15 protein-coding genes are annotated in these 12,017 nt (G+C 65.1%); 10 read left to right on the plus strand and 5 right to left on the minus strand.

Annotated elements, in window-relative coordinates; all coding sequences use genetic code 11:
- Positions 1 to 9: 9 nt before the first annotated feature.
- The 4 genes from AC3WJE_RS00745 to flgA form a co-directional block, all read right to left on the minus strand.
- Positions 10 to 1,236: an ATP-binding protein gene (locus AC3WJE_RS00745; RefSeq protein WP_493728850.1), complete on the minus strand. Its 1,227-nt coding sequence runs from the start codon at positions 1,234 to 1,236 to the stop codon at positions 10 to 12.
- Positions 1,237 to 1,294: 58 nt separating this feature from the next.
- Entirely contained in the window at positions 1,295 to 1,621 is a 327-nt protein-coding gene (locus tag AC3WJE_RS00750; RefSeq protein WP_493728851.1) for a hypothetical protein, read from the minus strand.
- Between the two features lie 8 nt (positions 1,622 to 1,629).
- The gene (gene flgM, locus AC3WJE_RS00755; protein WP_493728852.1) at positions 1,630 to 1,926 is read right to left on the minus strand and encodes a flagellar biosynthesis anti-sigma factor FlgM; all 297 of its coding nucleotides are present in this window, start codon (positions 1,924 to 1,926) and stop codon (positions 1,630 to 1,632) included.
- Between the two features lie 67 nt (positions 1,927 to 1,993).
- On the minus strand, positions 1,994 to 2,638 hold the full coding sequence (flgA, locus tag AC3WJE_RS00760) for a flagellar basal body P-ring formation chaperone FlgA (protein ID WP_493728853.1): 645 nt from the start codon (positions 2,636 to 2,638) through the stop codon (positions 1,994 to 1,996).
- Between the two features lie 199 nt (positions 2,639 to 2,837).
- Between flgA and AC3WJE_RS00765 the strand changes: the two genes are divergently transcribed.
- Entirely contained in the window at positions 2,838 to 3,785 is a 948-nt protein-coding gene (locus AC3WJE_RS00765; protein WP_493728854.1) for a chemotaxis protein, read from the plus strand.
- Between the two features lie 139 nt (positions 3,786 to 3,924).
- Here the strand turns inward: AC3WJE_RS00765 and AC3WJE_RS00770 are convergent, their stop codons facing one another.
- Entirely contained in the window at positions 3,925 to 4,140 is a 216-nt protein-coding gene (locus AC3WJE_RS00770; protein ID WP_493728855.1) for a hypothetical protein, read from the minus strand.
- A 213-nt stretch (positions 4,141 to 4,353) separates the two neighbouring features.
- Between AC3WJE_RS00770 and flgB the strand changes: the two genes are divergently transcribed.
- The 9 genes from flgB to flgJ all read left to right on the plus strand — a co-directional run bounded on the left by flgB (position 4,354) and on the right by flgJ (position 12,008).
- Entirely contained in the window at positions 4,354 to 4,749 is a 396-nt protein-coding gene (gene flgB, locus AC3WJE_RS00775; RefSeq protein ID WP_493728856.1) for a flagellar basal body rod protein FlgB, read from the plus strand.
- Positions 4,750 to 4,760: 11 nt separating this feature from the next.
- Complete coding sequence (flgC, locus tag AC3WJE_RS00780) at positions 4,761 to 5,168, plus strand: flagellar basal body rod protein FlgC (protein WP_493728857.1); 408 nt, start codon at positions 4,761 to 4,763, stop codon at positions 5,166 to 5,168.
- Positions 5,169 to 5,188: 20 nt separating this feature from the next.
- The gene (locus AC3WJE_RS00785) at positions 5,189 to 5,884 is read left to right on the plus strand and encodes a flagellar hook assembly protein FlgD (protein WP_493728858.1); all 696 of its coding nucleotides are present in this window, start codon (positions 5,189 to 5,191) and stop codon (positions 5,882 to 5,884) included.
- An 85-nt stretch (positions 5,885 to 5,969) separates the two neighbouring features.
- Positions 5,970 to 7,196: a flagellar hook protein FlgE gene (flgE, locus tag AC3WJE_RS00790; protein ID WP_493728859.1), complete on the plus strand. Its 1,227-nt coding sequence runs from the start codon at positions 5,970 to 5,972 to the stop codon at positions 7,194 to 7,196.
- Positions 7,197 to 7,337: 141 nt separating this feature from the next.
- The gene (locus tag AC3WJE_RS00795) at positions 7,338 to 8,084 is read left to right on the plus strand and encodes a flagellar basal body rod protein FlgF (protein ID WP_493728860.1); all 747 of its coding nucleotides are present in this window, start codon (positions 7,338 to 7,340) and stop codon (positions 8,082 to 8,084) included.
- Positions 8,085 to 8,304: 220 nt separating this feature from the next.
- The gene (gene flgG, locus AC3WJE_RS00800; protein WP_493728861.1) at positions 8,305 to 9,090 is read left to right on the plus strand and encodes a flagellar basal-body rod protein FlgG; all 786 of its coding nucleotides are present in this window, start codon (positions 8,305 to 8,307) and stop codon (positions 9,088 to 9,090) included.
- An 11-nt stretch (positions 9,091 to 9,101) separates the two neighbouring features.
- Positions 9,102 to 9,797 carry a flagellar basal body L-ring protein FlgH gene (flgH, locus tag AC3WJE_RS00805; protein ID WP_493728862.1) on the plus strand — a complete coding sequence of 232 codons (696 nt, stop codon included), beginning with the start codon at positions 9,102 to 9,104 and terminating at the stop codon, positions 9,795 to 9,797.
- A 70-nt stretch (positions 9,798 to 9,867) separates the two neighbouring features.
- A complete protein-coding gene (locus AC3WJE_RS00810; protein ID WP_493729020.1) occupies positions 9,868 to 10,980 on the plus strand; it encodes a flagellar basal body P-ring protein FlgI in 1,113 nt (370 codons plus the stop codon).
- Positions 10,980 to 12,008 (plus strand): flagellar assembly peptidoglycan hydrolase FlgJ, encoded by a 1,029-nt coding sequence (flgJ, locus tag AC3WJE_RS00815; RefSeq protein ID WP_493728863.1) that lies wholly within the window; start codon positions 10,980 to 10,982, stop codon positions 12,006 to 12,008. Before AC3WJE_RS00810 ends, flgJ begins: the two co-directional genes overlap by 1 nt.
- Positions 12,009 to 12,017: the final 9 nt, after the last annotated feature.

A 12,017-nucleotide genomic window follows, 5' to 3' on the forward strand; every position in this document is an offset into this window, starting at 1 on the left:
ATCACGGCTTCACCGCGGCTGCCGCACCGGGAGCACGATCCGGAACGTCGCGCCCTGCCCTGTCGTGCTGTTCACGTCGATGCGGCCGTGGTGTTTGTTGATGATGCCGTAGGAGATCGACAGACCCAGGCCGGTGCCGCTGCCTACCGGCTTGGTGGTGAAGAACGGATCGAAGATGCGCTGCAGCAGGTCGGCGGGAATGCCGCTGCCGCTGTCCTTGAATTCTATCCAGGCGTGTTCGCCGCCTTCGCAGCCGGTGCTGACGATGATCGTGCCGCGCTCGGCGATGGCCTGGCCGGCGTTGAGCAGCAGGTTCATGTAGACCTGGTTGAGCTCGGACGGCAGGCACTCCACCAGCGGCAGCTCGCCGTAGTGGCGTTCCAGCGTCACCTTGTACTTGAGCTCGTTCCAGATGATGTTGATGGTCGATTCCAGACCGGCGTGCAGGTCCACCAGCTTCCATGACTCGGAACGGTCCGAGTACGAGAAGTCCTTAAGATCACGCACGATCCGGGTCACCCGCTCGATGCCCTCGCGCGATTCGGCCATCAGCTGCGGCAGGTCACGACTGATGAAGTCGATGTCGGCGCGGTTGCGGATGTCGTCGATCTCCGGGATCAGCGCCTTCGGATCGGGCGCGCGCAGGGCGCGCTCATAGGCTTCGATCAGGGTGAACAGGCTGCGCAGGTATTCCTGCAGGCTGCCCAGGTTGGAGTGCACATAGCCGATCGGATTGTTGATCTCGTGCGCGACGCCGGCGGCGAGCTGGCCGATCGAGGCCATCTTCTCCGACTGCAGCAGCTTGTCCTGGGCACCGTTCAAGCGCATGTAGGCCTGGCGCAGCTCGGCGTGGCGTTGTTGCAGTTCGCGCTCGTAGTCCTGCTGCCCTTCCAGGTTGTGGAAGATCGACAGGTAGTGGCCGACACCCTTGTCCTCATGGAAGTACAGGTGCGTGATCACCACCCGCTCACCGACCGGCAGGCTGCCGCTCCAGTTGCCTTTGGCGCGGGCCTGGGCCAGCGCATCGGCGGGCAGGATCTGGGCGACGTGTTTTTCGAATTCGCTGCCGCTCCTGGCTTTCTCGTCGTCCAGTGCCTCACGTGCGACGGCGTTGGCGAAGACCAGCCGGCCATCGGCGCGGAACAGCACGATGCCTTCCAGCGTTCGCTCGCTGAAGGCACGCAAGGTGTTGGGGGATGGCAGCAGGGTCGAGTCGAAAAGCGGTGTGTCGGTCACAGTGCGAGATGGATGCAACGGTGCACGCACTATACGCCGGCCGTTCCGGCGGACGGAATCAGGCTACGGCGAGCGGGCGACTGGCCTGCAAGGTGTTGGACTGCCCGTTGGCGTCGTACGCCGGTGCGCTCTCGCTGCGGCCGAGGTGACGCAGGGCCCAGTTGACCTCGCGGCGGCGACGCGCCAGCAGGGCACCGTTGGCACGGTTGAACTCGGCCAGTTCGCGCAGGCGCTGTTGCTGGCCTTGCGGCACCGCGGTTTCCAGTTCGCGCAGGGCATCCAGCTTGGCCTGCACGGCCTGCATCAGCCCTTCGACATCGTGCTCGAGCAAAGCCCGGCGCTCACCGGCGAGGGCGTCGCTCAGGCGTTGCAGCGGCTCGCTCATGGCCTGGCTCATCCGGCGAGCTGCTGTTCCAGATTCTGCAGGCGGCTGGAGATGACGTCGGCGTTGACCTTGTAGCTGCCGTTCTGCAGGGAGTCCTTGACCGCCTGCACGCGACTGCTGTCCACCGCCGGCGCCTTGGCGAGGTTGCGCTGCAGGGCCTGCAGATTGGTGGCCTCCCCGGTCAGGCTGAGGCTGTCACTCGGGGTGGTGGCGGTGATCGCCGACCCCGCCGATGCAACCCTGCCGCTCGCACTGCTGCGCACGGTGGCGGCTGCAGGGAGATTGCCGTCGATTTTCTGGCTCATGACAGGTTGGGTCCTTTACGGTTCGCTGGGGTTAACGGCCATGGGCGGCCGAACTTTAGTGAATGTGTCAACGCGAAACGACTACTGCACCGCTGGCATCGACCGTTCCCTGGACGACGCGGCGCGAGGAAGCATTCTCTACCGATACCCGCTCGTCCTGCCCGGCATCGGACAGGGCGCGTCCGGTCATCCGCACTTCCAGTCCGTTGCGACGCGAGACCAGCTCCACGGTATCGCCACGCTTGACTAGCCGAGGTGAAACCACGTCGTTGGCCGACAGCAGCGTGCCGGCCGACAACACGCGCCGGGCGGTCTTGCCGACCGCATCGACCGGGTTGGCCAGTGCTGCGCCGGCGATACGCGACGCGTCGCGCTTCTCGATGCTGATATCGGCCAGGCTGATGGTTTCTCCAGCGGCGATGCCGCGATTGAGCACCAGCACGTCCTGGTTGCGCCGGACTTTGACCGGCACGAACAACCGCCAGCCGGCCGGTTGCGGGCAGGCCACCTCGACGGTGTTGCTGCCGGTGGGCTGGGCCTGCAGCGGTACCGGACACGCCGGCATGCGCAGCCCGGGATCCAGCGTGGCTTCGGCATCGGCGTTCGGCCCCACCGTGGACAGCGCCGCGGCACGGATCGAATCCACCGGCTGGAAGCCGTCGGCCCAGGCGGGGGCGGCCACCAGAAGGAGAATCAGCAGGATCGGGCGCATCGACGACTCCGGGACAACGGTTCGAGCGGACTTTCTGCAAGTGCTGTGCCGAAAGGGCCGGGATTGGGGATTCGGGATGGGGGATTCGTAAAAGCGACTCCTGGCCTCCGCAGCGCTTTTACGAATCCCGAATCCCCAATCCCGACTCCCTGTCTTTAAGAGCCTCAAGTTGCCCGCCGGACGTGTCGATAACGGTTGCATGTCCTATGACCTGCTCAACCGGATCGACCAGCGCACCCGCCTGGCCGGCCATAACCGACTGGCGCTGCTGCTGTTCCGGCTCGGCGGTCGTCAGCTTTTTGGCGTGAACGTGTTCAAGGTGCAGGAGGTGCTGCGTCGGCCGGGGTTGTTCCAGGTGCCGGGGCTGCCTTCCGAGTTCGCCGGCGTGGCCGATGTGCGCGGGCGGTCGGTGCCGGTGCTCGACCTGGGACTGGTGATCGGGCACCCCGAGCGCCGCACCTCGGAGGCCGAGGGCGATCCGGGCTATCTGGTGGTCGCCGAGTTCAATCGGTCGGTGCAGGGGTTCCTGGTCAGTGGCGTGGAGCGGATCGTCAACATCGCGGTGGAAGACATCCATCCGCCGCCGGAGCTGGGCGCCGAGGCCACCTACCTGACCGCGGTCACGCGCTTCCAGGGCGAGCTGATCCAGGTCATCGACGTGGAAAGCGTGCTGGCCGACATCGCCCAGGTCGAGACCGACATCCAGTTGGACCCGTCGCTGGTGCTCGATACCGCGGGCCGCCAGCTGCAGGTGCTGGTGGTCGACGATTCGCGCGTGGCGCGCCAGCAGATCCGCAGCGTGCTCGATCAGCTGGGTGTGGGCGGCACCCTGCTCTCGGATGGTCGCCAGGCACTGGACCACCTGCTGCAGGTGCTGGCATCCGGCGAGAGCCCGGCCGAGCGCTATGCCATGGTCATCTCCGACATCGAGATGCCGGCCATGGACGGCTACACGCTGACGACGGAAATCCGGCGCAACCCGGGGTTGGCGGATCTGTACGTGCTGCTGCACACCTCGCTGTCCGGCGTGTTCAACAACGCCATGGTCGAGCAGGTCGGCGCCAATGCGTTCGTCGCCAAGTACAGCGCGCACGAGCTGGCGGAATACGTACTTGCCCGGCTCAGAGTGGTGGCCGAGGCGGCCTGACGGCCTTATCGCTCGAAGTGTTGCGGCATTGTGCTTGCAACGGCCGGGGCAGCCAGGATCGATATGGGCGCCGTGGCGCAACCGGGCGCGCCGGGAAAATGACGCACTCTTCCCGTCAACGCTGCCGGCGATGGCTGATTCAGGCGAAAACGTCGACCAGTGAACCCAGCGCGGCATCGCCGGCCAGTGCGACCACGCCGGTGGTCAGGGGCAGCGAGCCGGTGGCCATGCCGGCCACGACGGCGACCTTGGCGATGTCCTTGAGGTCGCCGTTCAAGGCGCCGCGCGCGGTGTCGCGCATCGCGCGCCAACTTGCGCCGATGGTGTGATCTGCTACTGAGGAAATGATTCCCACAGCTTCTCTCCCGAAAATTAAAGCAACGCAATGCCGGATCCACCACATGGTCCACCCGGCTTCCGGACAGCAGGCCAAAGCAGCCTGCAAACAGTCCGAAAGGGATAGCGGCACGCCTCCGGGCGATCTTTAGCGCGACCTTCAGCCTGCCGATCCGGCATTTCTGGCACAAAGCTTGCCTGCACCCCTGCGAGCCATACCCCTGGGGGTGCCATGTCTTCCAACCCGATCTCGGCCTACTTCGGCGTCCACGGCGCCGCCCTGCCCCTGCGCGAGGAGCGGATGAAGCTCATCGCCAGCAATCTGACCAACGCCGACACGCCGGGCTACAAGGCCAAGGAGCTGAACTTCGATGCCGCGCTGCAGGCGTCGATGAGCCAGCAGGGCCCGCTCGCCACCACCGATGCCAGGCACGTCGCGATTCCCGAACAGGGGCCGAGTGCGTTCCTGTTCAACCGCCAGGGCGCCCAGCCCAGCCTGGACGGCAACACCGTCGACCCGGATCTCGAGCGCGCCGCCTACGGCCGCGCGGCACTGGAGTACCGGGCCTCGCTGTCCTTCCTCGAATCCAAGGTCAAGAACATGTTGACCGCGATCACCGGCCAGTAAGGGGTACTGCGATGAGCAACCTCCCGATCTTCGACGTCGCCGGCTCGGCCTTGCAGGCCCAGTCGGTGCGCCTGAGCACGATTGCCTCGAACCTGGCCAATGCCGATTCGGTGGCCTCCACGCCCGAACAGGCCTACCGGCCGATCGAGCCGATCTTCCAGGCCCAGCCCAACCGCGAGGATTCCAGCCTCACCGGGGTGAAGGTCAAGGAGATCGCGCAGAGCAACGTGCCGGCCATCAAGCGCTACGAGCCGGGCCATCCGCTCGCCGATGGCGATGGCTACGTCTACGCACCGGATGTCGATCCGGTCGCGCAGATGGTCAACCTGATCTCCGCCTCGCGCAGCTACCAGGCCGGCGTGGAAATGCTCAACACCGCCAAGGACCTGGCCCTCGCCACCCTGACCATGGGCCGCTGAGGCGCCCCGGAGAAACCACGATGTCCGCGATTTCCATGGATTCGCTTTCCAGCCTGGGCCTGACTGCCGGCGGCAAGAAGACCGCGATCGAACGTCAGAAGGTCGATGACAAGGCGCAGAAGGACAAGCTCGGCCAGGCCGACTTCCTGATGATGATGACCCAGCAGTTGAAGAACCAGGACCCGCTCAATCCGATGGACAACGGCGCGTTCCTGGCGCAGTTGGCACAGATTTCCACGGTGCAGGGCCTGGGCGATCTCAACAAGAAGGCCGACCAGTTCCTCAGTGTCAACGGCACCGACCAGGCGCTGCGTGGTGCGGCGCTGATCGGGCATCAGGTGGAGGTGCCGGGTGGTTCGCTCTCGCTGAGTGCGGATGGCAGCGCCACCGCCTCGGCCACGGCTTCCGGCCCCGGACCGGTCAATGTGGTGGTGCAGGACAGTGCCGGCAATCCGGTGCGGGCGCTGACGCTTGCCGATGGCGGCGCCGGCCCGCGTCGCATCGATTGGGACGGCAAGGACACCGCGGGCAATCGCCTGCCCGCCGGTGACTACCGCTTCTCCGCAAGCCAGGCCGGTCCTGACGGCAAGCCGGTTTCGCTGGACACCTATGGCAACGCCAAGGTCGAGAGCGTCAGCCTCGACAAGGACGGCGCCACCCTCAACCTCGCCGGTGGCCAGACCGTGCCGTTGGCCAAGGTACTGCGCATCAGCTAGTGCTCCAGCCGTCGTCCCGCTGTTGCGGGAGTGACGGGAAAACGCCCTTCCGAACCACGGCTGTCACTTCCTTCGAGGAACCATCATGGGTTTCAACACTTCTCTCTCCGGTCTGCGCGCCAGCAACAGCGACCTCAATGTGACGTCCAACAACATCGCCAATTCCGCGACCACCGGCTTCAAGGAGTCACGCGCGGAGTTTGCCGACATCTTCATGGGCAGCACCTACGGTGTCGCCAACAACGCGACCGGCAGTGGCGTGCGCGTGGCCGACATCGCCCAGCAGTTCAAGCAGGGCAACATCGACAACACCGAGAACACGCTGGACGTGGCGATCTCCGGTGAAGGCTTCTTCAACCTGTCCAACAACGGCAACACGCTGTACACGCGCTCGGGCAACTTCCAGATGGACAAGGAAGGCAACGTGGTCTCGCCGGAGGGCTACAACCTGAAGGTGTTCGCCCCCAGCGAGGACGGCACCACGGTCAGCACTTCCACGATGAAGAACCTGCAGCTGACCACCACCGACAGCGCGCCCAATCCGACCAGTGCGGTGGGCGCCAACGTGACCCTGCCCGCCAATTCCAGCGCGCCGACGGTCGCCACGTTCGATCCGAGCGATACCAACAGCTACAACTACTCGACCTCGCTGACCGTGTATGACTCGTTGGGCGTGTCGCATGTGATGTCGCTGTACTACGTCAAGACCGGCAACGCCAACGAATGGCAGCAGCACGCCTATATCGACGGGACCTCGGTCAGCGCCACGCCGACCACGCTGCAGTATTCGGACAATGGCACGCTGGTGTCGCCGACCGACGGCAAGATCGCGCTGGACAGCTACACGCCTTCCAACGGTGCCGGCACGCTGGCGATCACGCTGGACCTGGCCAAGTCCTCGCAGTACGGCGAGTCGTTCTCAGTCAACAACTTGAACCAGGACGGCTACGCCGCCGGCCGCCTGTCGAAGTTCGAGATCGCCCAGGACGGCATGGTCTATGCCAACTACAGCAACGGCAACAAGGTGCTGCTTGGGCAGATCGCGCTGACCAACTTCAACAACAAGCAGGGCCTGGCGCCGCAGGGCAACAACTGCTGGACCGCGACCGCCGCCGCTGGAACGCCGCGTACCGGCGCCCCCGGCAGCTCGAACTTCGGCAATGTGCAGTCCGGCGCGCTGGAAGCCTCGACGGTCGATCTGACCGAGCAGTTGGTGAACATGATCGTGGCGCAGCGCAACTTCCAGGCCAACGCCAAGATGATCACCACGCAGGATGAGTTGACCCAGACCGTGATCAATATCAACCGTTGATCTGTGTAGCCGTCATTCCCGCGAAATCGGGAATCCATGGACGTAGATCTGGCGAGAAAGCAACGTCCCTGGATTCCCGCTTTCGCGGGAATGACGAACAAGAAAATCCTTTTAGCCGCTTGAACCCGGGAGTTTCCCTCGATGGACAAGGCCGCCTATGTTGCGATGACCGGAGCCAGCGCCACGTTGCAGGCGCAGACGGCGGTTTCGCACAACCTGGCCAATGCCGACACCGCCGGTTTCAAGGAGGCGTTGGCGAATACGCAGGCCTTCCGTGTAACCGGGCCGGGTTATGCCTCGCGCTACGCCACCATCCTCGGCGACACCGGTTTCAACGCCCAGCCCGGTCCGCAGCAGGTCACCGGTAATCCGCTCGATGTCTCGCTGGCGCAGGACACCTGGCTGGCGGTGCAGTCCAAGGATGGCCAGGAGGGCTACACGCGTGCCGGCAACCTGCAGCTGACCCCGAACGGCCAGTTGCTATCGGGCAGCCGCCCGTTGCTGGACGACAACGGCGTGCCGGTGACGGTGCCGCCACACGAATCGATGGAGATCGGCAATGACGGCACGATCTCGATCGTGCCGCAGGGCCAAGGCCCGCAATCGATGGCGATCATCGGCCGTTTGCGTACCGTCACCGCCGGGCAGCAGCAACTCGTGCGCGGACTGGACGGCCTGATGCGCAACGCCGAACCGCGCACACCGCTGCCGCGTGCCGCAGGCGATGTGTTGAGTACCGGCATGGTGGAAGGCAGCAACGTCGATCCCGCCGCCGCGCTGGTGCAGATGATCCAGCTGCAGCGCCAGTTCGAGATGCAGGTGAAGGTCGTCAAGAGCAGCGACGAGAACGCACAGTCGGCCAATACCTTGCTGCGTCTGAATGGCTAAAAGGCCGGGATTGGGGATTCGGGATTAGGGATTCGTAGGAGCGGCTTCAGCCGCGATGGGCTTCCGCGTGAAAGCCCATCGCGGCTGAAGCCGCTCCTACGTCGTGTGCCTGCTTTTTACGCATCCCCAATCCCAAATCCCCAATCCCACGCCTTTAGGCACACCCTTTGCATGGTGATGGGCAACGGCGTAAACCCGACGCCGCATCGAGGAATACGTCATGAATCAGGCTTTGTGGGTCGCCAAGACCGGACTGGATGCGCAGCAGACGCGCATGTCCGTGGTTTCCAACAACCTGGCCAACGCGAATACCACCGGCTTCAAGAGCGATCGCGCCAGTTTCGAGGATCTGCTCTATCACCAGGTGCGTCAGCCCGGTGGTTCCAGTTCGCAGCAGACCACGCTGCCGACCGGTCTGCAGCTCGGTACCGGTACGCGTGTGGTGGCGACGTCCAAGGACTTCCAACAGGGCAGCCAGCAGCAGACCGGCAACGCGATGGACGTGATGATCAACGGGCGCGGCTTCTTCGAAGTGCAGTTGCCCGATGGCACCTCCGCCTACACGCGCGATGGCACCTTCCACGTCAACGCCGAAGGCCAGGTCGTCACCAACAGTGGCTACCAGTTGCAGCCCGGCATCCAGATTCCCGAAGGCGCGCAGAGCGTCACCATCGGCAGCGATGGCACGGTCAGCGTGCAGATTGCCGGTACTGCGGCCGCTACCGAAGTCGGCACGATCAGCCTCACCGATTTCATCAATCCCGCCGGCCTGCAGGCCAAGGGCCAGAACCTTTACGTGGAAACCACCGCTTCCGGTCCGGCGCAGAACGGCACCGCGGGCCTGGATGGCCTGGGCAGCATCGTCCAGGGCGCGCTGGAAGGCTCCAACGTCAATGTGGTCGAGCAACTGGTCAGCATGATCGAAACCCAGCGTGCCTACGAGATGAACGCCAAGGCGATCTCGACCACCGATTCGATGCTCGGCTATCTGAACAACAACACCTGAGGCCTTGTTCCATGAAGACCTGTCGCCTGGCGCTGTGCGCCCTCGCCTGCTCATTCCTGCTCAGCGGTTGCCTCAGCATTCCGCTGCTGTCGATGGGGGGATCGAAGAAGGACGATGCGGAGCTGCCACAGACGGCGGTCGAGTACGCACCCACGGCGGGCGCGATCTATCGCGAAGGTGCGCCGGGGCGCATGAATCTGTACTCGGACCATCGCGCGCGTGACGTCGGCGACCTGCTGACGATCGTGTTGAGCGAGACCACCGCCGCACAGACCAAGGCGGCCACCACGACCAAGAAGGACTCCAAGATCGACATGGCCAATCCGACCATCGCCGGCAAGAGCCCGACCTTCCGTGGTCGCGAGATCCTCAACAACGAGATCGATGCCAACCGCGACTTCAACGGCACCGGCGACAGCAGCCAGAGCAACAGCCTCAACGGCAACCTCACCGTCACGGTGATCCGTCGCCTGGCCAACGGCAATCTGGTGGTGCGCGGACAGAAGAACCTGCGCCTGAACCAGGGCAACGAGTTCGTGGAGGTCGAGGGTGTGGTGCGGGAGGTCGATATCAGCCGCGAGAACACCGTGGCTTCCAGCCTGGTGGCCGATGCGCGCATCTCCTACAACGGGCGCGGCACGCTCTCGCAGAGCAACCAGATGGGCGCGCTGGCGCGCTTCTTCAATTCTCCGTTGTATCCGTACTGAGGAAGCGAGGTAGGCCATGGGTACCGCCCGTTCACATGACATGTCAGCCATCCGGGCACTTGCCGGTGGCATGCTTCCGGGCCTGGGACGGCTGTTCTGCGCGATCGCGCTGGTCGGCGTTTTCCTGGCACCGGCGCACGCCGAGCGCGTCAAGGATCTGGCGCAGGTCGGCGGTGTGCGCAACAACCCGCTGGTCGGTTACGGCCTGGTGGTGGGGTTGGACGGTACCGGCGACCGCACCAGCCAGACCCCGTTCACCGTGCAGAGCCTGCGCAACCTGCTCAACGAGCTGGGCGTCAACGTGCCGTCCAACGTCAATCCGCAGTTGAAGAACGTGGCGGCGGTGGCGATCCATGCCGATCTTCCGGCGTTCGCCAAGCCCGGCCAACCGATCGACGTGACGGTGTCCTCGATCGGCAACTCGGTGTCGCTGCGCGGCGGCACGCTGCTGATGGCACCGCTGAAGGGCGCCGACGGTCAGGTGTACGCGATCGCGCAGGGCAACCTGGTGGTCGGCGGCTTCGGTGCCGAAGGCAAGGATGGTTCGCGCATCTCGGTGAACGTGCCTAGTGCCGGTCGGATTCCCGGCGGTGCGCTGGTGGAACGTGCCCTGCCCGACGTGTTCGCCGGCACCGGCGAAATCACCCTCAATCTGCACCAGCCCGACTTCACCACCGCGTCGCGTCTGGTGGCGGTGCTGGATTCCACGTTCGGCGCCGGCAGCGCACGCGCCCTCGATGGCGGTACGGTGTCACTGCGCTCGCCGACCGATTCGAGCGCACGCATCAACTTCCTCGCCCAGGTCGAGAACCTGGAGCTGACGCCCGGTGAAGCCGCCGCCCGGATCGTGATCAACGCACGTACCGGCACGGTGGTGATCGGTTCGGCGGTGCGGGTGATGCCGGCCGCGGTGTCGCATGGTTCGCTGACGGTGACGGTGGCCGAATCGAGCAACGTCAGCCAACCCAACGCGTTCTCCAATGGCCAGACCGTGGTGACTCCACAGTCGCAGATCACCGCGACCGCCGAGGGCAGCCACATGTTCAAGTTCCAGGGCGGTGTCACCCTCGACCAGATCGTCAAGGCGGTCAACGAAATCGGCGCAGCGCCTGGCGATCTTGTCGCGATTCTCGAAGCGCTCAAGCAGGTCGGTGCGCTGCAGGCGGAACTGGAGGTGATCTGATGAACATCACCCGCCCCGGCCTTTCCCTCGGCCCGGTCGATCAGAAGCCGTCGCCGCAGCGGATCGACGAGGTCTCGCGCAAGCTGGAGAGCCAGTTCACGCAGATGCTGGTCAAGTGCATGCGTGATGCGGGCGGTGGCGATTCGCTGTTCCCCGAACAGAACCAGACCTATCGCGACATGTACGACCGCCAGCTCTCCGACCTGCTCAGCCAGGGCAAGGGACTCGGGCTGGCACCGCTGATCGCAAAGCAGCTCAACGGAGGCAAGCCGCTCGATGCCGACGCGAAAGCCGCTGGCGGCGGCATTGTCGATATGGCGCCGTCGCAGGCGCGTTCCCAGGCCGCGTTCTACAAGCGTTTTCCGGCCGGAGATGCCAGCGCCGACGCGCTCGATGCGATCGCCAGCCGTGGCGACAAGGCGCGCAGCAAGGCCGTGGCCCCGGTCGGTGGCGACGACGCGATGATCGACTCGCGCGCCTGCGACGAGGTGCAGGACGTGGCCGAGACCAACCCAAATGCCTTCCCGCCGGGCTCGCCCGAGCACTTCGTCGCCAAGATCTGGCCGCATGCGCTGCGCGCCGCGAAGGAACTCGGTGTGGATCCGCGCGGCCTGGTCGCTCAAGCCGCGCTGGAGACCGGCTGGGGCCGTCGTGGCATCCGCGACCGCGATGGCAACAGCGCCAACAATCTGTTCGGCATCAAGGCCACCGGCTGGCAGGGCCAACGTATCAGCACGTCGACCCACGAGTACGTCAACGGCGAGCGCCGCTCCGAACGTGCCGATTTCCGCGCCTACCAATCGCCGGCGGACAGCTTTGCCGACTACGTACGCCTGCTCAAGAGCAGCCCGCGCTACCAGCACGTGCTCAATGCCGGTGGCGATGTGCATCGTTTCGCCTCCGAATTGCAGCGCGCCGGCTATGCCACCGATCCGTCCTACGCCAGGAAGATCTACGCCATCGCCAACGGCCCGACACTCGATCGGGCCCTGGCCAACGCCACCGGCAACCTCGTTGCCAGCCGCTGACTGAGGCCT

This window comes from Pseudomonas sp. GW821-FHT07E12, assembly GCF_058986605.1.